The sequence below is a fragment of the Ekhidna sp. genome, from assembly GCF_039940915.1.
Taxonomy (GTDB): Bacteria; Bacteroidota; Bacteroidia; order Cytophagales; family Cyclobacteriaceae; genus Ekhidna.
On record NZ_JBDVFO010000002.1, the window covers coordinates 1014078 to 1036364 of the forward strand.

14 protein-coding genes are annotated in these 22287 nt (G+C 42.7%); 2 read left to right on the top strand and 12 right to left on the bottom strand.

What is annotated here, in order from left to right; translation table 11 throughout:
- Positions 1-72 precede the first annotated feature (72 nt).
- Together ABJF57_RS09705 and fahA are read right to left on the bottom strand one after the other, a co-directional pair.
- A complete protein-coding gene (locus ABJF57_RS09705) occupies positions 73-957 on the bottom strand; it encodes a flavin reductase family protein (RefSeq protein ID WP_462234688.1) in 885 nt (294 codons plus the stop codon).
- Between the two features lie 57 nt (positions 958-1014).
- Positions 1015-2292: a fumarylacetoacetase gene (gene fahA, locus ABJF57_RS09710; protein ID WP_462234690.1), complete on the bottom strand. Its 1278-nt coding sequence runs from the start codon at positions 2290-2292 to the stop codon at positions 1015-1017.
- 124 nt (positions 2293-2416) lie between these two features.
- On the opposite strand from fahA, the gene ABJF57_RS09715 reads away from it, so the two are divergent.
- The gene (locus ABJF57_RS09715; protein WP_462234692.1) at positions 2417-5083 is read left to right on the top strand and encodes a valine--tRNA ligase; all 2667 of its coding nucleotides are present in this window, start codon (positions 2417-2419) and stop codon (positions 5081-5083) included.
- A gap of 246 nt (positions 5084-5329) precedes the next feature.
- Here the strand turns inward: ABJF57_RS09715 and ABJF57_RS09720 are convergent, their stop codons facing one another.
- The 3 genes from ABJF57_RS09720 to ABJF57_RS09730 form a co-directional block, all read right to left on the bottom strand.
- Complete coding sequence (locus ABJF57_RS09720) at positions 5330-6016, bottom strand: hypothetical protein (protein WP_462236070.1); 687 nt, start codon at positions 6014-6016, stop codon at positions 5330-5332.
- 817 nt (positions 6017-6833) lie between these two features.
- Positions 6834-7046 (bottom strand): helix-turn-helix domain-containing protein, encoded by a 213-nt coding sequence (locus ABJF57_RS09725; RefSeq protein ID WP_462234696.1) that lies wholly within the window; start codon positions 7044-7046, stop codon positions 6834-6836.
- Positions 7047-7057: 11 nt separating this feature from the next.
- Complete coding sequence (locus tag ABJF57_RS09730) at positions 7058-7267, bottom strand: helix-turn-helix domain-containing protein (RefSeq protein WP_462234698.1); 210 nt, start codon at positions 7265-7267, stop codon at positions 7058-7060.
- Positions 7268-7345: 78 nt separating this feature from the next.
- Between ABJF57_RS09730 and ABJF57_RS09735 the strand changes: the two genes are divergently transcribed.
- A complete protein-coding gene (locus tag ABJF57_RS09735; protein ID WP_462234700.1) occupies positions 7346-7573 on the top strand; it encodes a hypothetical protein in 228 nt (75 codons plus the stop codon).
- 224 nt (positions 7574-7797) lie between these two features.
- Here the strand turns inward: ABJF57_RS09735 and ABJF57_RS09740 are convergent, their stop codons facing one another.
- From ABJF57_RS09740 to porX, 7 genes are all read right to left on the bottom strand, one after another.
- The gene (locus ABJF57_RS09740) at positions 7798-13005 is read right to left on the bottom strand and encodes a LamG-like jellyroll fold domain-containing protein (RefSeq protein ID WP_462234702.1); all 5208 of its coding nucleotides are present in this window, start codon (positions 13003-13005) and stop codon (positions 7798-7800) included.
- 116 nt (positions 13006-13121) lie between these two features.
- Positions 13122-13883, bottom strand: coding sequence for a LytR/AlgR family response regulator transcription factor (locus ABJF57_RS09745; RefSeq protein ID WP_462234704.1), 762 nt, complete (start codon positions 13881-13883; stop codon positions 13122-13124).
- Between the two features lie 78 nt (positions 13884-13961).
- Complete coding sequence (locus ABJF57_RS09750; RefSeq protein ID WP_462236074.1) at positions 13962-16841, bottom strand: histidine kinase dimerization/phosphoacceptor domain -containing protein; 2880 nt, start codon at positions 16839-16841, stop codon at positions 13962-13964.
- A gap of 134 nt (positions 16842-16975) precedes the next feature.
- Positions 16976-18922, bottom strand: a complete 1947-nt coding sequence (locus tag ABJF57_RS09755; protein ID WP_462234708.1) for a methyl-accepting chemotaxis protein — start codon at positions 18920-18922, stop codon at positions 16976-16978.
- A gap of 164 nt (positions 18923-19086) precedes the next feature.
- Entirely contained in the window at positions 19087-20313 is a 1227-nt protein-coding gene (locus ABJF57_RS09760; protein WP_462234709.1) for an alanine dehydrogenase, read from the bottom strand.
- Entirely contained in the window at positions 20310-20729 is a 420-nt protein-coding gene (gene tsaE / locus ABJF57_RS09765) for a tRNA (adenosine(37)-N6)-threonylcarbamoyltransferase complex ATPase subunit type 1 TsaE (RefSeq protein ID WP_462234711.1), read from the bottom strand. The genes ABJF57_RS09760 and tsaE overlap by 4 nt, the downstream gene beginning before the upstream one ends.
- Positions 20726-22276, bottom strand: a complete 1551-nt coding sequence (gene porX / locus ABJF57_RS09770) for a T9SS response regulator signal transducer PorX (RefSeq protein ID WP_462234713.1) — start codon at positions 22274-22276, stop codon at positions 20726-20728. The genes tsaE and porX overlap by 4 nt, the downstream gene beginning before the upstream one ends.
- Between the last annotated feature and the right edge of the window lie 11 nt (positions 22277-22287).

The following is a 22287-nucleotide window of genomic DNA, read 5'->3' on the forward strand; positions in this document are numbered from 1 at the left end:
GGTCGCTGGAGATCTACAAATGTGAAGTTTGCGGGACTGAGTTAGTAGATAAATTCTACTGTTGCCTGGCAACTATCCTATCATCAACACTCTCCAGGCTGTATCTACCTCACCCTCATTCAGTAAATCAGCTGCTAACTTATGAAGCTCCAGTTGGATGTTTTCGTCATCATCGAATGAGTCGAGGATTGACCGAACTTCTGGTTCATTTTCAAAATCTTTCACTTCTTCTGCCGAAGGTAAAGCTTCTACATTGCCCAGCTGTCCTAAATGATTGCCGGTGAGAACCGTACTTGTCCGGATTCTGTCAGGTATTTGGTCTACGCCTATGCCCATGGTTGTCAGAGGTTTGGTTACTTCAAATATAGCATCTCCTTTTGCTCTGGAATACCAATTTCCTCCCATTCTTGCCACCAAGTCGATTTTGTTCGGATCGATCTTGCCATTTTCATCCAATACACGATCTGCAATGTGCATTAGCAAAACCTCGCAAATCACCAACTGCCCTGCTCCTCCTTGCTCACCCAGTGACTTTACCTCTATGACTTTACATTCAAAGGAAACCGGAGCTTCTTTCACTCTTGGGGGAGTAATGCGTTCCGACTTCACTTCTGTAAATCCTGCTTTCACAAACTCATTAATTCCTTTTTCGTACTCTGTACTGCTCAGTGACATCTGCTGCACCATGTCATAAGAGACCACATTCACAACTACTTCTGCATGTTCTTTCACATTTTCCAACGTGTGCTTCGTCGTATTATCTCGCCCTCTTCTGGCAGGTGAGAATATCATCACTGGAGGATTGGCGCTGAAAACGTTGAAAAAGCTGAATGGACTCAGGTTTACATTCCCTTCTTTGTCTACTGTACTGGCAAATGCGATGGGTCGTGGCGCTACTGCGCTGAGCAGGTGTCCATGCAGCTGAGGGACTGGGATGTCTTTAGGGTCAATTGTCATAATTCCAATTCGTTCTTTTAATGAGATTCTTCGCTGCGCTCAGAATGACACTTCTGGTTAATTTTCCTTCTTAGCTGGTAACACTTTTGTTGATACCTCACCAAAACCAATGCGCACGCCATTCTGTTCAGCGTGTCCGCGCATAATCACCGTGTCACCATCCTGAATGAACTTACGCTCAGTACCGTCAGCCATAGCTACTGGCTTAGTTCCTTTCCAAGAGATCTCCAGCATGGAGCCAAATTGACTCGCATCTGGTCCTGAGATCGTTCCACTTCCATACATATCTCCGGTATTGATGTTGCATCCATTGACTGTCTGATGGGCCAACTGCTGAGCCATATTCCAGTACATGTATTTGAAGTTGGAATTCCCAACAACCTTTTCTTCGCCACCTTCAGGTTGAATAGCCACCTCCAGGTCAATATCAAAGTGCTTATTCCCTTCATACTCCAAGTATGGAAGCACTTTAGGATCTTGTTTCGGACCCGGGATTCGAAATGGATCCAATGCATCCAAGGTCACAATCCAGGGAGAAATACATGAAGCAAAATTCTTGGCGAGAAATGGCCCTAATGGTACATACTCCCACTTTTGAATATCTCTTGCTGACCAATCGTTGAATAGCACCATGCCAAAAATGTGGTCTTCAGCTTTGTCGACGGGAATGGATTCACCCAATTCATTTGATCCGCAGGTAATGAATGCCGTTTCTAGTTCAAAGTCCAGCAGCTTACATGGACCAAAAACTGGTGGTTCGTCATCATTGGGCTTCTGCTGACCTTTGGGTCTGTGGATCGGTACCCCTGATTCGATGATTGAAGAAGACCTCCCATGATAGCCAACAGGTATATGTTTCCAGTTGGGCATCAATGCATTGTCCGGGTCGCGAAACATGCACCCAACATTGTAGGCATGCTGCTCACTGGAATAAAAATCCGTGTAGTCTCCAATCTGAACAGGAAGACACATTTTCACTTGATCCTGCTCAAACAAGATCGATCCAAGGGCGTAATGACTCTTCAATTCCTCATTACCTTCCTGTAACAATTCCGAAATCCGATTTCTAACTGCCCTGCCCATCGGCTTACCCAACTTCAAAAAACTGTTAAGTACTTCTCGATCAAATATGCCTTCAGGTAATCCCAGGCCGTCTAGCAAACCATGATCTTGTAACCCGGCAAGGCTCAAGACTTTATCTCCTATGGCTACTCCTGCCCGTTTTTTTCCACTCTCTTTGAAAATACCGAACGGCAGGTTTTGGATGGGAAAGTCCGAATCGACAGGTACTTCTACCCATGATTTCAGGTTGGGATTATTGGCAGCTATTTCCATTTTTTATTTTTTTATTCTGGTACTGCAAATATGCACGGCATAATTGCATCCACAAAGCGGTAAAGAAGTAAGAGAGCTACTAACTTTGCGGCTTCAAAAAATTTAACGAGACGAACGAGCACTCATGAGTATTTCTGCACAATACGACCCGACCAAAGTAGAGGACAAATGGTACAAGTACTGGATGGACCAAAACTTCTTCCATGCCACACCCAAGACTGGCAAAGAAGCGTACACCATCGTAATACCTCCCCCTAACGTCACCGGCGTCCTACACATGGGACATATGCTCAACAATACCATTCAGGATGTGCTTATCAGAAAAGCACGCATGGAAGGCAAAGAAGCGTGCTGGGTTCCCGGTACGGATCATGCCTCCATTGCTACAGAGGCAAAGGTTGTGCGCATGCTACGAGAACAAGGCATCAAGAAATCAGACCTTTCCAGAGAAGAATTCATGAAGCACGCCTGGGAATGGAAGGAGAAATATGGAGGCATCATTCTTGAGCAATTGAAGAAGCTAGGGGCTTCGTGTGATTGGGAGCGGACAGGGTTCACCATGGATCCTAACTATCATGATGCCGTAATCAAACAGTTTGTAGACCTATACAAGAAAGGCTACATCTATCGTGGCTTGCGCATGGTTAATTGGGACACAGAGGCACAAACGACCATCTCCAATGAAGAAGTGATCTACAAAGAAGATGGTGAACAGGCTGTTCTCTATCACGTAAAATATCAGATCAAGGACTCGGATGAATTTGTAACTATCGCTACGCAGCGACCGGAGACCATCATGGGTGACACAGGTATTGCTGTCAACCCAAGCGACGATCGTTTCAAACATCTGATTGGCAAAAAAGCTTTGGTTCCATTCATCAATCGGGAGATTCCCATTATCGGGGATGACTATGTAGAGCTGGATTTTGGTACCGGTTGTCTGAAAGTAACGCCCGCACACGATCCCAATGACTATGAAATTGGTCAGCGTCATAACCTGGAAACAGTAGATACCATCAATCTGGATGGTACTTTGAATGAGAAATGTGAGATAGACAAGTATGTCGGCGAAGATCGATTCAAGGTGCGTAAGATGATCGTCAAAGATCTGAGGGCAGCTGAAATCCTGGTGAAGGAAGAAGAGTTTATCACGAAAATTGGACGCTCCGAGCGCACTAATTCTGTGGTGGAGCCTAAGCTATCGTTGCAGTGGTTCATCAAAATGAAAGACATCTCCAGACAAGCGCACAAAGCAGTGATGGACGATGAAATTCAGTTGTTTCCTGCCAAGTTCAAGAATACCTACAACCACTGGATGGAGAACGTACGTGACTGGTGTATTTCTCGTCAGCTGTGGTGGGGTCAGCGCATTCCGGCATACTACTATGGTCAAGGGGAAAATGACTTTGTGGTTGCACACAACATCGAGAAAGCGATTGAGGAAGCAAGAAAAGCTTCTGGAAATGATCGTTTGACTGCTGATGACCTGAGGCAAGACGAAGATGTGCTGGATACCTGGGCATCTTCGAACCTGTGGCCCATTGCAGTGTTTGATGGGTTCAATGATAACTGCTTCGACAAGGAAACCGGGAAGATTGACAAGAGTAAGAACGAAGACCTGAGGTTCTTCTACCCTACTCAGACACTTGTAACCGCTCCAGAGATCCTATTCTTCTGGGTAGCGAGGATGGTGATTGCCGGGTACGAATACCTGGATGAAAAGCCGTTTGAGAATGTATACTTGACTGGAATCGTGCGGGATAAGCAGCGACGCAAAATGTCAAAGTCATTAGGTAACTCACCCGATCCTTTAGACTTAATCAAACAATTCGGTGCAGATGGTGTGCGAACAGGCATGCTGTTCAGTTCCCCGGCTGGAAATGACTTGCTGTTTGACGAAAAGTTGGTGGAGCAAGGGAGAAATTTCTCTAATAAAATCTGGAATGCTTTCCGATTGGTGAAAGGATGGGAAATAAGTGAAACCGAGCAGCCAGCAATAAACACTCAAGCCATCGCCTGGTTTGAGAGCAAGCTCAACAAAGGCTTGACAGAATTGGAAGATCACTTCTCTAAGTTCCGCATGTCTGATGCATTGATGACGGCCTACAAGCTGATCTGGAATGACTTCTGCAGCTGGTACCTGGAGTGGATCAAACCTGAGTATGGTCAGCCGATCGACGCAAAGACACATGCAGCTACGGTAGAGCTCTTTGAACGAGTATTGAAGCTACTTCACCCATTCATGCCGTTCATTACGGAGGAGCTGTGGCATGAGCTGAAAGACCGAAAAGATGGGGAAGCGATCATTGTATCCAAGTGGCCAAAAGCTGAAAGTTTTGATGAGGCTGTGTTGAAAGAGGCTGATCTCTTGTTTGAGATTACCTCCGGTGTTCGCAACATCCGAAACTCTAAAGGTATTTCTCCCAAGGAATCCCTGGAACTAACCACGGATTCAAAAGCCATCGCTAAGGTTGGGGACTCCTTGATAAAACTCAGTAATCTCTCGAGTATCCAAAGCGGCGACAAGCCGGAGAATGCCTTTAGCTTTGTGATCGGGTCGGATGAGTTCTTCATTCCTGCGACAGAGAACATCGACATTGAGGCGGAGAAGAAGAAAATCGAGGAAGAGTTGAACTACACTAAAGGCTTCATGAAGTCTGTAGAGAAGAAGCTATCCAATGAGAAGTTTGTGAATGGCGCACCTGAGCAGGTGGTAGCCATGGAGCGTAAGAAGCTGGCAGATGCTGAAGCGAAGGTGAAGACGCTGGAGGAGAGTTTGGCGGGCCTTTAGTTTCTAGTGATGAGTTACTAGTAATTAGTTTCAAGCGATCCTATCATTATCTTGGTGTCATTCCGAAGAACGAGGAATCTTTAAAGCCAGATCAAAGAAATTTCCTTGAGTTGCAGAGTCTTTAGACTTTACTTTTTGTCCAACATTCATTGAGTTCATCGATTGAATTTCTGTTCATAACTTACAAACTGTTAGCAATACAGGTATAAGCATGAGTATCACTTAGGTATGGTCCCAAATCATACTTTAGTGGAATGATTTCTCAATAATTTTTGAAGAACCGTAGGTTCTTATGAAGGTTTTTGACTGATATTCCTCAACGGAAGCATCTTTGAACCAATCTTGAAGGTAGAAGTTATCGCTAACATTATAAATATTCTTGATGTACTCTAATTCCCCATTAACCTTGTCCGAGTATGATGGGCCTGTAAAAGTGTCCATTACAATCCACCATTTCTTTGAATCTTTTGGATCTCTTACTATATGCAAATCTTCACTCCAAATAGGGTAGTTACTAGAATCAATTGCATCTCTTAAGTCCAACAACTTCTCAAAAAGTCCTTCTGATTTTTCATAACTGCGAATCCATATAACATATTCATCAAAAACGTCCAACTCAGATCTATTTGGATTACCAATGAGCTGGCTTGCATATGCTGTAGTCCTTGAATTTCCGCTTGTTTCAATAAATCCAATCAACAAGTCTAGTGATATATCATAAGGCAGCGCAAAAAAAATGGCATCTATCGCTAATCTCTGTCTCTCTGCCCTTGAACTCGACAAATCTTCAAGGAAAGATTTGATCAATTCTGCTTGTTTAACTTTAGCTTCAGATTTTATTACTTCAATCTTAGTCTGATCCAATTGGAATGTCAGGAGCGACCCAAAAATCAAAAGTAAGATAGGCGTAAGCCCTGAGAATATGATTTGCATCTTGTCCCACTTATCCTTTTTTGAAGATTTTCTCTTGCGGTTTTTCTTATAATATTTTAACATCATTTGATGTAAGTCAATGAGTCATTTCGATAAAGTTATTTAATTATTATTTTATTCGATCCATTGGTTCTGTATGACATAACGTGAAGCCTTTAATAAGTCTATTAACAATATCCTACTTCCCTACTACAGTTAATTGACAAAAACTTGAGAAAAGCGTATATTTGAATACACCGTTTTAATTTATCGCCGTGCCTGTTATCGCCAACAACACATGTTTATTTAAGAATTAGGGGTTTGGTATTGGGGAGTTTGGAGGGAGTATATCGCATAAGGTGCGGGATAGATTGATGCTGTATTAAGTTATTCGCCACTTAAAAGAGAAATAATGTTGAATTTTTTTATATCGAATAGGAAAATTTTCAAGTCGAAATCTTTACCTGAAATAAAGGATAAGGCTAGAGTTCTTTTTATATGGGCCTCTAATCAAACATCCTTGGTTTAATCCAAAAGATATAATTGTACTCTATATTTTCAGAAAGAGGCTGCTGAAAAATCAATGGGAAATTAATGCTGAAATATGTTCTGAACAAAAACGAGGAAATCGATGTAAGCTTATTGTTGATTACGAACTTCAGGAAAAATTGCAAAGAGGCAATGTTTATGAAATCAGAATTAAATCAGTTTTAAACCACCATTTCGAAATTTACAGATCACTTAAAAAATTGAAGAAAGAAGAATGGCTTGAATAGCTATTGTGGCACTTATCTATTTTACATTTCTTGGAATCTAAGATTACAAACTCAAACGCTCCTCAAACCAAATCCTTAACCTCCACCTCCAACCCCTTACAAATATTCCAAAGTGTACCTATGGTTATGTTCTTGCCCTCTTTGGTGATTTTGACCAGATTGGATTTTTCAATGGTCGCGCGATTTGCGAGTTCTGGAAAGGACAGGCCTTTTTCTTGCCTGATTTCATCTATGCGTTTACCTACTTGTCGAAAGAATGCTTCTTTAGAAGGCATAGCCTTTTAAATTATCCCAACAACTCCTTTACACTAACTCCCAATCCGTCAGCTAGCTCAAGCAAATACAGATAACTGGGGTTTATTTTACCTTTTTCGACGCGATTGATGGAAGGTTGATCTTTACCGATGCTGTAGGCTAGCTGCTCTTGCGTTAAACCTTGCTTCTCGCGTGCCTTTTTTATTCGCTCTCCCAATAAGATCAGCTTATCATTTTCCATACCGGAATTTGGTGGACTAAATTCCAATATCTTATAACGTATCCGTTATATTAGCGTTTTAAGAATCAGCACGTCAACATGGAATCAAAAAATCTTTCGCAACATCAACTGCAATCTCTGGGAAATCTTTTTGAGTCCGTATCCCCCAAGGACTTGCATGCAAGCATCGAGGACCTATTCTTTAATTACTTATCTGAAAAGGATGTGGTCTACCCTTCTCATGAGATGGTGAGGCATGTGTATTACTTGCTGTTGTTTTTGAGGGAGGTTGAAGGTGCCGGATCGAGCCTGCTGCCGAAAAGGTAGGTTCGGAATGACGTTCTCAATTTGATCCGTGCGTCATTTCTGATGGAACGCAGTGGAATTCAGGAATCTTTGATTTTGATTGAGAGTCAAAGCGGAAGATGCCGGATCTAGCCATGCATGACTAGTGATCCGGGCTTGGTTGTAGAAAAGTGTCTATGACACAAAAAAAGCGACCCTCCTCGAGGGTCGCCAATGCAAAACTGCCTTTAGTCCTGCTGCCTTAGTTATTTCTTAATGATGATGTGGGTGGAGACTTCTCCGTTTTGTTCCTCGAGCTGAAGGATGTAATTGCCTTGCTTCAAATTACGGACATCCATGGCATTGACTCCTTGTATCGATTGGATCAACTTGCCCTCCATGGAGAGCAATCGCATGGTTGCTACTTCGGCTCCTTTCACCAACAACCTTTCCGTTGCAGGATTCGGGTAAACAGTAAGTTGGACATCATCCACAGTTAGCACAGACTCGATCGTCAAGGTGCCATTGATCAACGTCAACTCATACAGGTCATCCGAACCTCCTTCGAGTACAATTGGATAGTCTCCTGCAGCACTCGAAGCAGTGGCAGTGGTGCTGATCGCTGGTTGCACCTCCAGCACCGATTCATTATCCGCCAGCTTAAATCCTGAATAGGTAAAGGTTAGTTCGGGGATGCTTGCTCCCTCCTGAATGGACAAATCATCAGCAGTTACCGTCAAGGTAGATTTTACCACGCTGAACTGCTGGGTCACAGCCACCGCTGGATTGAAGTCTTTGTCCCCATCCTGACTGGCCACCACTTCATAGTCTCCGACTCCTTCAATGGTGAGTACGCCGTTGGTAATTGATCCAGCTCCATCTGTCAACGTGTAAGTGATGGAAAGCTCACTGGAAGCTGTGGCGCCAAGTGTCAATTGATCCCCATACTCTTGCGCTTCAATGGCACCAAATGTGATGGTTTGATCGGTTTTTCGTGAATCTGTAACTGTAAAGGATTGTGTCACCGCATTCGAAACATTGTAATTCACATTGCCGGGCTGAGAGGCTGTTACCTTAAAGGTTCCTATTCCATTGATCGTTAAGACATTATCCACCAAATGACCATCCCCTTGATCCAGTGTGAAGTCAACAGCCAATTCGGATGTTGAGGAAGCTGAAAGCGTAATTGTGTTTGTTTGTGCAAAATCAATATCCGAAACGGATGAAAACATCACCACCTGATCGGCTTTGTTGATTGTGAGTGTGCCGCTCACATATTCGAATGCATAGTTATTGTCACTACCATCGCCCACTTCAATCTCATAGCTTCCTGCATCACTAGCAGCTGAAGCTAACGACTGTGTGCCCGGCAACCCGTCAATAGCTGTCTCATCATCTCCTTCAACAAATCCTAAATAGGAAACGGTAAATTGGGGTATGCCTTCTCCAAACGTAATGGTCTTATCGTCTGCAGTAGCCGTCAATGCCTGTTTCGCTATGGTTAAATCGATCGTTACAGGATCGGCCGGATTGTAGTCTCCATCTCCCGATTGGATGGCTGTCACACTTGCATTCCCCGCACCCAGGACACTCAGCGCTGTACCATTGATTTCAACAGGTCCTGTCGTGTTGTAGGTCACTTCCAGGTTTGAAGAAGCAGTAGCCGTTAGCGGAATCGAAGCGGCACCGTAGGTCAGTCCAGATAGGTCATCAGTAAATGTGATGGTCTGATCAGTCTTCCTACTGTCTAACACATTGAAGGAGACGGTCACCGGTTGTGCAGCGGCATACGTCTCATTTCCAAGTTGACTAGCCTGGACTTCAAAAAAACCTGTTTGATTGATGGTAAGTATATCATTGGCAAGGGAGCCGTCACCTGATATCAATGCAAATTGAACCGGTAGTTCTGAATCAGAAGATGCTATCAAGCTTACCGTATTTTGGAATTCCAGGTCTAGATCTGGAATCGGATTGAATGTAATAGTTTGCGAATTTTTGGCCACCGTCACAATGAAGGTATCGGTGACTTCTCCTCCTGTGAAATCTGCCAACGTAACACTTATCTCAGTAGACCCGGCACCTGCAGCTGTAACACCAAAGGTCAGTCGAGATTCGACTTTTGAGGTGGAAACAATGGCATTATTAGCTTCAATGATGTATTGTAGGTTCTGATCGAAATCCGGATCAAAGAAGTAATCGCTTAGGTTGATTTCAATCGGATCATCATCGAGCAATAAGTCGAAATCCGGGATGGGCTGCGTGAGCGTAGGTACCACATTGTCTGTGAGCGTATAGGAAGTTTCAGTTTCTACCTGATTGATGCTAAATATGGGATAAGGGTCCAGGAAAACATCGTCGCTGAAACTCATGGTCCAGGAATTGACAGAGTTTTCAGCTTCGTGAAAAATGGCTTGTCCATTGAAAACTAATGTGGCAGATCTTCCATCAGGTTCTACTGTTAATACCGGATCTAATCCTGAAAAAAGATTATCAAGGATGGGTTCTCCTCCCGGCTCATTGCCAACTACCACAGGATAATAAACATCGTATAACATATTATCAACAACACCTCCGGGATTTTTAAACCTATTACCGGTGATGGTAACTTCCATTCTACCGGCTATCTTTCCACCATTTCCAACGGTCTCAGTGAACCCTTCGCTGCTAGAAGAAAAGCTAAGCACTCCCGGAAATCGATAGAAAAAGGCATTACCTTCAAGGGAGCCGTTGAAATTGTTGCTGCCATTGTCGTAAGCAGTTGTACCCACGCTTTCATCGAAGTGCCAAACTCCGCTCAAACCAGCGGTGTTTCCAGGAAGTCGTATATCCTTTGAGGCATTGATCTCTGCACCGGTCAGTTGCGTGGACCATATGCGTAACTCATCAAACGAGCCATCAAATGGTGTCCAGAAACTATCCGGACTGAGCCCAATTCGGAGTGGTTCATCCGAAATACTGATATTGGAAACCGACTGGGTATCTTTCAGTTCTCCGTCTACGAATAGTTGATTTTCTCCATTCCAGTTGTACACCAGTGCGACGTGGTGCCATTCTCCATCTAGCAGGTTTTCATTATCGGAAAGGTTAACTGCTGTTCCGGCCTGTTTGATTTGAACAAAGAGATTGGAAGCAGTATGAATAAAGTTGAATCCGTTGTTCGACCCGGACTGATTATGCCTGTTCAAAATGGAATACGATTCACCCGAAGGTGGAGCATCCTGCCCTTTGAACCGGAATTCAATGGTTCCGGTCTGATTATTCAGCAGCGTTTCGCTAATCTCAACATAATCGTCACTGTTGGACTGCCTAAGAAATAGTTCGTTTCCAAAGCCATCTTTTATTGAAATGACGTCCGACACACTAATAACCGTCTCGCCATTACTTTTGGCTTCCACCACGTATTCATACATGCCGCTGTATATTGGGTTGATGTCAGTAAAACTGGTGGCAGTAGCTGTTAATACTCCCAATTGTTGAGAAGTTTCATCATCTAATCGGTTACGGGTAACAACATATTGATCGATCACCTCAGTCGCCTCAATTTCCCAGTTAAGTACGACTTCTCCGTCATTGTAGTACCCATGCATACTGCCTGATGCAGGTGCGAGCACTTGAAGATTACCCAATACATAGCCGTCGTATTCATTTAAGCCATCATCGTAAGCTATTCCGTCATCTACCAGAAGATCAAATCTCCAGACACCTTCCAATCCAGCTTGATCTCCGCTGACACGGGTGTCTTTAGCTGTCGAGACTTCAGTATCGCTCAACACTTTACTCCAGACACGTACTTCATCTACGAATCCTTTGAAAGGTTTCCAAAAACTATCAGGACTCTTCCCTAAACGCATGGGTTCAACCGAAAAATCTATGTTGGGTGTCGCATTTGATACGTCCTGCTCTACCCCATCGATGTAGAGTTTAGTTGTACCTCCAAGTACATAGGTGAGTGCCACATGGTGCCAGGCATCATCTGCAAGATTATTACTTGTTGAATTCAGGGCGACACTGGTCCCTCCAGAACCCTTGAGCTGAACAGTCAGGTTGGAGGGTTTAAGAATGAAATTGAAACCATTGTCGGATCCACTACCGTCATGCTTATTGAGAATGGAGTGACCGTTGGTAGACATAACATCGTCGAATGACGCTTTGAAACGGAATTCGATTGTGCCTCTGTCCTCGGGAAACAAACGTGTATATGGAAACTGTACTTCACCATTGCCATCTAGCTTTAAGCTTTCTGCAAACGTCTCATTTGGCATGGCAATGTCCGTATTTGAGATAGGAAATGGCCCCGGTTTCACTGCTCTTACCTGATACTCATATGATATGCCATCCGATGCCTGAGTATCTACGAAAGAAGTGTCGTTCGCATTGACGGATGATAGAAAAGTCAATGCATTAACTTCAGATCCTCTCCACACTTCGTATCTCTGAATATCCGGCTCGGGATTCCAACGGGTTAGGATTCCAGTTGGATGACTGATAGCTGCAATATTTTTAAAGTTGGAGAAACTTGACCCTACCCCATTTTCTTTAACCATATTTTTATTTGAAGCAAGTGAGTTATAGGCTTTACTTGTGTTTTGGGGTTCATCAAATCTCCAATGATGACGAAGGTTGTTTCCCTGGAGGAGTTTGACGTCATCTACCGCTCCCTTTAGCGGAGTGTAAGTGGCTGTCGATTGTCCACCGATAATCATCTGGTGTGTGCCAAAGCTGTAGGAAGCTCCATCTACCGGAGTGCGAAACTCCGGGATGTGATGTACCCTACGAAGTGTGTATTCAGTTCCATCTACTAATACACCCGTATGTGTCTCCCCCAAGTTAAAAACGACTACCGAATGCCAGGCGCCATCCGCAATATTCTTGGTTGATCTCAGGTAGGTTCTCGTTGAATACCAGTCATCTCGCTCAAACAAAAATTCCAATTTATCTGCAGTATGGTAAATGATAAATAAGTTGTTGTTAGGCTCTACTCCCGCCTGGTCATTGATCCTCAGAATCTCCATATTCTTCCCGGATGGAACTTCATCAATCCTTATCCTGAATTCCAATTTATTAATGGGGTTAATTATACCCGTACCTCGCACAGCAACAAGATCATCTACACCATCAAATACGTAGTGGTTTCCCAGATCAGCAATTGGTACGGCACCAACTACATTGGAAAAGCTACTTACACCCCCTGAGTTTTCATCACGTGACCTGACTCTGTAGTAATACATGATCCCGTTCTCTACGAGCGTGTCTTTCCACTGAAAGTTGAATCCAGCGACGAACGTACGGTACAAATCAATGGGAGGATCAGATGTTCCGCGGTATACATCATAGTGTGTTGGATTGGTAATGCCTCCTCCTGATCCTACCAGGGTCAATTCAGCATCACCCGGAGTGATGTAAAAAGGAGGTTGCTGTGCTTGTAGAGCTGAGGTCATACTCAGAAATACAATTAGTGTGATAAACTTTTTCATGGCAACTTGACTTTTAGCTTTATCTCGAAGCTACAAGTGGCCTGAAGGCATTTCAATGATCAGGGATGAACGAAGAAATTATGTGTATGGAGACCCAAAAGAAGATGATGGGGATTCTATTGCAACTTACGCAACTGACTGAGCAAGACATCTCTAAAACTCTTACCCAGAGGTATTTCATTCCCGTCAACAAACACGTTGTTGCTATTGATGGCAGATATCTGCTCTACATTCACGATGTACGAGCGATGAGTCCTGAAAAATCGATCTTTGGGTAATTGGGCATGAAAATCTTTGAGCGGCATTCGCACCACAAATTTGTTATCGCCTTTCAAGTGAATAATGGAATAGTTTCCTTCCGGGCTCACCCACATGATCTCAGGGAAGGTCACTTTTTGATACACACTACCTTCTTTGATAAATAAGGCATCCTTCATGATTAGATTTTTGACGTCTTGTGAATGATCGTCTGATTCCGGCTTGATCGAGAAGTTGGATAAGGCAACTTCAATTGCTGAATACAGATCATCTTTATCAAAGGGTTTAATCAAGTAACCATTTGGGTGTAGGTCTTTGGCTTTGGTAACAGTACTCTTATCTGCGTAACTGGTGCAGAAAATGAATGGAATAAATATGTTTTGGTTGATGAAATCAGCAACATTCAATCCGCTTTGATCCTTTCCTAGGGTAATATCCAAAATGGCCAAATCCGGCTTGGTAGCTACCAACATTCGCTTAGCTTCCTGTTCATCCGCAGTAATTCCGACAACAGTATACCCCAGATCCTCAAGGATATCTTTCATATCCTCTGCAATGATGAGTTCATCCTCAACAATAAGTATTCGTACTTTATTCATGGTGTAGCTGGTCCTCCTCATGTGGCACCCTTCAAATAACTTATTACTGATAGGATGTCCTTTTCTAAGATAAGGAATTTAAAAATTTTCCAAAAACAACTATAAATCAACTGCTCTGAATGAGATAGTAAAGCAAGCTCCATTTCCATTTTTAAATTCCATTGTTCCCTTTAATTGTCTAGCCAATATGGATACAAGTCGTAAGCCAAGCGATTCACTTTTTTCCCAATCAAACCCATCAGGAAAGCCTTTTCCGTCATCACAATATTTTAATTGATAGCTGCCTGAGCAAGTTTCTGCTATCTGAATAGAGATATTTCCTTTTCCTTCGTCAAAAGCGTATTTATATGAATTTGAAAGGAGCTCATTCAAAATCAATCCGATGGGGATGGCCGTATCAATATCCAAGTGGATATCTTTAGCCATCACCTTATTCACTATCTGACATTCTTTTTTGCTGTATAGCTGGCTAATTTGACTGATTAAGCCCTCGGTATAATCCTTGAAATCAATGGCATCCAGTTTGTCACTTTGATAGAGTTTTTGATGAATCAAGGACATGGTCTTCACCCTGCTTTGTCCATCATTGATGAGTTTTTTTACTTCATCTGTCCTTGCCTCTTTCGACTGCATATTGAATATGCTTGAGATGACCTGCAGGTTATTTTTCACACGATGGTGAATTTCACGAAGTAACACTTCTCTTTCTTTCAGTGCTTGTTCGATGGTGGCTTTTTGAGCAATAATTTCAGATGTCCGCTCAGATACTAGTTCTTCTAGTTTATTCCGTTCATCTTCCAGGTAGCTGGATCGCCATTTTACGAATCGCCAAATAAGAAGACTCGAAAAAACCACATAAGAAATGTATGCCCAGTATGTACGATACCAAGGCGGCAAAATTGTGAACGAAAGAGATGAAGATATGACTGAACGATCAGGCGTCTTTGCCTCTAGCATTAGGTTATAATTGCCTTCAAAAAGGTTAGTGATTTCCATATAGTTCTGCGTGCTCCATTCAGACCATTCATCATTGTAGCCATCAATTTTGTATCGATAGTAGTTTTCACCAAATGAGTATGTTGCTTTTACGCTGAAATCAAATCGCAACTGATTTTGCGTATACGGAATATCACTCACCTCCAGAAGCTTGTCTGAGTGAATTGAAGCCAACTCATTTTCCGATCTCTTATCGGTAGTGTTGATATCATACCGAAATATGTCTGCTCCATTGTCTATGAACAAAAATCCATTGACTAATTCAATGCTTATGTCTTCCTCTAACCTTGCATCAAAGAGAGGTAATTTTTTAACTAATTGATTACCAGCATAGACGTCCCCTGTAAGTACTTTCTCAGCATTGAAATAGAGTAGCCATGTGCTATCGCCCTGAATGTAAAAATCATCAACTTCCACAGCACTTTCCGGAACAAGTGTATCCAAGGCTAAAAAGGACTCGAATTGGTCATTTACAGCATCATAGGAGTAAAAACCTTCGTTAGATGTTGCAATCAGTTGGTTTTTGTATTGATCAAGTGAGTGAGCACCCTCAAGATCGTAAAAGGTCACATTTCCGTCATTATATCTAAAGAGTCCTCTAGAAGAAATGCCCCATATTTTTGCATCATGAGTTATCAGGTCGGTCACATTTTTTACAGTTTCCTCATCTTCATAGATAATCCGCCATTCAGGATCTTTCTCAAAAAAAATAAGTCCTTCCTGAGTACCCCCGACAAAGTCATAGTTTTCATTATCTGTCTCAGCTATGCTTCTTAGAGGCGGATAAAAAATCTTAGTCGCCATATCCTCTTCCACTATATACGTATCACTCAGATCGGTGGCCATAAGGATCCCGTCCATTTCAAAAATGCGATTGACAAGATTAGGAAATCCTTGAACTTTTTGAGGAGTTTTATTTCCGTCTTCCAGTGCATACATCCCGTTAATTGCTCCGAAATAAAACTTATTATCAAAATATTCATACGACATATTTTCAGTCATTTCTTCCAGTTGATAATACTGAACAGGGCTATTGATATCTACACGTGCCATTCCCCTTTTAGTACCCACCCAAAGCCCGGAACGGCTATCCTCAAAAACATATTGGGTACCTTCATGTATACCGTAGTTGGACTGTTTGATTAAATGTACCAATCCGCCGTTTTTATCCATTATCAAAACACCTCCTGTCAGAGTAGCAAAGGCGAAGTGGCCATTGGAAAGTGTTGCAGCATGATATACTGGGTATTCTTGAAGATAGTCATTAACCTCTGCATCAAAAGGCTGCACGATATGATCCTTATATAAAAAGAGTCCACTTGAACGGGTCGCAATAAGGATTCCTCCAGGGTGTGGAAGGAATGCATTTGCCTTCTCATCAAATTCCTCCGAGTCTGCCAATACCTCCAATTCTCCATTGTAGATAGCCACAAGACCAACATTCCTTATTTTGGTGATAATTGTATCATTCACCGTGAACATGACATCAAATCGTGAGTTATTTGGACTTAATTTGTCAATTCGCGAAAGCTCGTCTTCGCAGTACCTGAAAATGTATTTTGAAGAACGAAAGTAAACTCCATGAGAACTCAGGTCTACCTCCCAAATAGGTCCAAAATCAGAGGTGTTTGTATCTAATCTGTCACTTAACGAAAAATATGTAAGTTCAGAATCAAAATACCCAAACTCTCCATTGGACCCCAAATAAATCCGACCACTAGCATCATCGACCTTAATCCAATAGATGACTTTTTTACCTGGAATGACACTTTCCTGCCACCTTTCACCGTCATACACCAACAGAGAAGTACCTGTACCAAAGTACATTGTCCCATCTTCTGACTGATCTATGCTCAGAATCTCACGATCTGACTGGTATTCTCTGGGATCAAAATACCTGTGCGGGTACTTGAATTGGCCAAAAAGCATGGCTGGTATCGTCCCAAGAAGGAATAGCAGAATATATCTAAATCTCAAAGGCATTGGTATGAGCTAATCTAGATATTTTTTGCACTATACTATTTAAGGTTGGCCTCTAAGGTCCGAAATCATCAAAAAACAGCAATTAATCACTCAGTTTAAGACGTTGGCCACTTGTAGTTTACTTTGGTATCAAGTCATCCTCCGATACTCTGCTCCTTTTCTTTCAGCGTAAACCTGCCCGTTTTATCTGTTAAATCTTCGGCTATCTGCGAGATGTCGTAAGACAGATCATGGTAACTCTTCATGATGTCTGCCACTTGCTTAGCAGAGGTAGCCGCTTCCTCAGATCCAGCAGCTGTTTCTTCTGAGATCACCACTATTTGCTCGATCAGCGAGACAATCTGTTTGACATCCTGCGTCTGCTTTTGTGTGGATTGCACTATGTCTTTTGAAATATCGAACGTCACATTGTAGCTCTCCAGTATCTCTTTGAATGATGCTTGGGCATTTTTTACAGAGCCTTCACTTTCTTTCACTACGCCGTTCATGTCAGAAATAAACTTGCTCGTTTCTGTCGCTGACTTCTGAACATTTCCCACAAGCTTTTCAATGTCTTTCGCCGAGCTTTGAGACTGCTCTGCCAGCTTCCTGATTTCATCTGAAATTACGGAAAACCCTTTGCCGGCATCCCCGGCCTGCGCAGCTTCTATCGCGGCATTCAAGGCTAAGAGGTTGGTTTGTGAAGCTATGCTTTGAATGATATTTAGTATGCCGGAAATCTCCGCGGAGTACCTGCTCAGGTCATTGATTGAGGCTGTACTTTTATCAAAAAACAAGAGGATGTCCTGAAAGCTATTCCCTACCTTCTCAATGGTCTCCACACCATTCTTACTTTTATCCAGCCCTCCTGACGAAGCATCGTTGATTGAATTTGCCTGATTGTTGATTTGCCCAGAAGAAGTCATGATGTTTTCGATCAAGACAGATGTATTGTTTACCTGCATCACTTGATTGCCCGCACCTGAACTAATCTCTGAGATCACTTGAGACATCTCTGAAATCTGCACACTTACCTGCTCACTATTTTCATTGCTTACGTGTGCAATGGACTTAATCTTTTCGGCCTGATTCACTATGTCATTGATGAGCTCCGATACATTGTCAAGCGCCACATTTAAATTTTCCGCTAAGGCCAACACCTCCCCTTTGCTTTCCTTACTGTATCGCTCTTTCAGGTCACCGGACGCCAAATGATTAACAATCCGATCAATTTCTTTGAAGGGTACCAATAGGGAATCGAAAAGTCCATTGATTGATTCTCCCAATTTCTTCCATGCTCCTGTATGCGTTTCGGTTTCCATTCGGATGCTGTAATTTCCTGATTCCACCACGTGACTGATGATTTGCTCAGTCTCACCTACCGCATTCAGTAAGTTCGATTGTTGATCTTCAAGCTCTTTGCGTTGAACATCCGATTCATTGCTTTTCACCTGAAGTTCTTGCTGCTGCTCCAGGATGTTTTGCTCAAATTTCAAATTGATGGATACCAGGAGGTACAATTCAAAAAGTATAATAAACGCTGTGGCGGTTGTAGAAATATTGTATTTCAGCAGAGAGGGGTCTTGGAAAGGCAATTCTGAAACCGGAAGTCCCAGAAGCGCTTGAATGTTTTCAAAGAATATGAAATTCAGAAACATTCCAATCAGGGTGATATTGAAGAAGAGTCTCTCTCGCTTGAAATCGAAAATAACGGCTGTACCCACGATCACGGGCCACAAATGCAGTTTGGTGGTCGGCAGTCGCATCATTCCTGGGTCAATACCTTGTGCGATAAACTGCAGGTTGAAATAATAGAAAGATAGCGACAAGTAAAGCGCCACCCCGTACAACAGGAATAGCCTCCCATACTTATGTAGACCTACTCGATTTAGGATGAAACTGATGATCGGAACGGGCAAAAGCACAAGTGTCTCGGTCGCTGCTTCCATGACACCAGAAGCAATCTGAACGAGGCTGAGCAGACTCAACAGTGGAATCAGAAATAGATTCAGGCAATTGGAATAGAAAATTCGATTCTTAATGATATCCTCCATATCGGAATGTGTACCCGCATAGAGAATTTCCCTTTGAAACCAGTTCATAAAGAAGGTCAGTTTTAGTGTTATAGTATAGTGAGGCTTTAAAAAAAAGCAAAGTTTCTCGAATCTCCTAGCCTATCGAAATTTTAAACCAGTATGTATGAGGATTTATCGGCGAAGTAGATTCCAGCTGACATAAACATGCCAAGGTCGTTCGAAAATGATACCTAAATCCTAGCGGCCATGAAAAGGCTAATGTCTTTGAAGGCAAGGTTGAATCGCTTTGCCAGCGATAGGCTTGTAAGTGTTCCTTTATAAGAATAAACACCTTTTTGGAGCCAAGGATGCGTGTAGATCATTTCATCAAAACCGCCACAGTCTCCTGCTTCCAACAAGATGGGTGTGAAGATATTGGATATGGCTAAAGAGGCCGTTCGCGCCACTCTGGAGGCAATATTGGGTACACAATAGTGTGTCACGTCATGTTTCACAAAGACTGGCTTCTTGTGATTGGTCAACTCGGAGGTTTCGATGCATCCCCCTTGATCAATGCTCACATCTATGATTACCGATCCAGGCTTCATATTCATCACCATATCTTCAGTCACAAGCATCTTATTCTGACCTTTTTCAAAGCGCACAGCACCTATGAGTACATCTGCTTCCTTCACTTCTTTTTCAAGCAAAGTATGATCATACGTTGACGTATAGATTTCTTGTCCCAGCGTATGCTTAAGTCTGCGCATTTTATAAATCTGATTATCAAACACCCTCACTTCAGCTCCATGACCAAGCGCAGCGCGTCCTGCAAACTCTGCTACAGTTCCTGCTCCAATAATTACTACTCGTGTGGGTGGCACCCCAGTGATTCCTCCAAGGATCACACCCAGCCCTGCATTGGAGCTGCTGAGATATTCTGCGGCAATCACCATAACCGTACTTCCAGCCACTTCGCTCATCGCGCGAACAAGCGGGAGACCTCCTACTTTGTCCTGGATAAATTCATACCCAATGGCAATCAATTTCTTCTTATTGATCGCTTCCAGGTACTTTGCATTTTGCTTGCCTGCCTGAAACGCCGAAATGAGCGTACTCCCAGGCTTCATCAGTTCAATTTCTTTGATAGTTGGTGGCTCTACTTTCAGTACCGTGCGACACTCAAAGATCTCCTTTGCACTGTAAGCGATCTTTGCTCCTGCATCACTATACTCTTTATCTGAGAAGTTGGCAGAATCTCCAGCTCCAGATTCGATGAGCACCTCATGACCGTTGGCCACCAATACGCCCACGGAAGAAGGCTGTATAGGCATGCGCTTTTCCTGATGGGCAACTTCCTGAGGTACACCTATCTGCATTGATTGATGCTTTTTTGAAATCTTAGCTGGAGCTTCCTGAGGATACAAGGTCTGTTCCTGAGCCAGCTTCGCAAATCCGGATTTAGACGTCTCGTTCATTTAGGGTGCGCAGTTAGTGATCGGGTGTAATCACCTACTAATTTAATGCTTATTTGGAGGTATTCATCAGGTAAAAGCGGCTCAATGATTGCTGGCCACTCCAGCAAACAGCGATTTCCTGAAAATAAATAGTCCTCTACGCCTATGTCAATCGCCTCTTCAATATCCTTAAGTCTATAGAAATCAAAGTGATAAATATCTTTTCCATCTCTGGTTTGATATTCATTTACTATTGAAAATGTGGGGGAACTCATCTCATCTTCTACGCCAAGTTCTTTGCATATTTTCTTGGTAAGTGTTGTTTTACCTGCTCCCATCTCAGCATCAAAACACCATACATTGATGCGCCCAAAATTGCTGATTAGCTTCCTGGCCACCTCTTGCAATTCCTCCTCATTGTAATTCGCTATTGTCATTTGTTTGCCAGTACGATAAATGGAATCATGATTTCTTCCATAGAAATTCCTCCATGCTGAAAAGTATCCTTGTACATCCTCACATAATGATTGTAGTTGTTAGGATAGGCAAAGAAATGATCGTCTTTTGTAAAAACATATGATGAGCTTACGTGCTCTTTGGGAAGTCCAAATTTTTCAGGCTCGCGGGTATAAAAGTGAGCCTTCTCGTCAAAAGCCAGATTTCTACCAACTTTGTATCTAAGATTTGTATTGGTATTTCGATCACCGACAATCTTTTGTGCTTTATTCACGCGAATGGTTCCGTGATCTGTGGTGATCATTACTTTTACTTTCTTCCTGGACAGCTCTTTCAGTGTATCATACAGAGAAGAATGAGCAAACCATGATTTGGTCAAGGAGCGATAGGCTGATTCATCCGGAGCGAGCTCTCGGATCATTTGCATATCTGTGCGTGCATGGGAAAGCATATCCACAAAGTTGAACACGATTGCATTCAACTTGTTATTCATCAAATTGGGAACATTTTCGCTTAGCTGCTTCCCTTCGTCCGCACGTAGAATTTTATGGTAGCTAAATTTCGCATTCAACTTGTGGCGAGCCATGTTAGCCTCGAGTAGGTCTTTCTCCTTCATATTCTTCCCTTCATCAGCTTCTTCCCCCACCCAAAGGTCTGGGTAGCGTCTCGATATCTCTAATGGGGTGAGCCCAGCAAAAAGTGCATTCCTTGCATAAGATGTGGTAGTTGGCAGAATGGAAAAGTACATCTCTTCAGAGTCAACGTTAAAAAGCTCCGCTACTTCTGGTTCTATCATTTTCCACTGATCATACCTCAAGTTATCAATGACAATCAGAAATACAGGCTCTTCACCAACTTCAGGAAAGACTTTATGCTTCAGCAAATTATGCGAAAGCATCGGTCGATCAATGTCCGGATCTGTAATCCAATCCTCATAATTGGATGTGATGAAATTGGCAAAATCAGCATCTGCTTCCACTTTCTGAGCATTCAGCACTTCCACCATGCTTTTATCTTGCGTTTCATCCAACTCCAACTCCCAGTAGACCAACTTACGGTAAATCTCCATCCAATCATTGTGATCCTCCGCATCCATTACTCCCATGGACAGTTGCTGAAAATCCTTTTGATACCCCTGATTTGTTTTTTCAGAAATGATGCGCTTATTATCCAAAATCTTCTTGACAGAAAGCAATATCTGATTGGGATTCAGCGGCTTAATGAGGTAGTCAGCAATTTTAGCACCGATGGCCTCTTCCATGATTTCCTCAGCTTCATTCTTGGTAATCATTACCACTGGAAGATTGGGATGCGTGGATTTGATGTAATTCAGCGTCTCCAAACCCGTCATACCAGGCATGTTTTCATCCAGAAATACAATATCAAAATAATTATGGTCGATTTCTTCTAACGCGTCAGCTCCGCTGTTTACCGGAGTGAGCTTATATCCTTTCTGTTCGAGAAATAAAATATGTGGCTTTAGTAGCTCAATTTCATCGTCCGCCCATAAGATTTTAAATTGCTGCATTAATTCAGTTT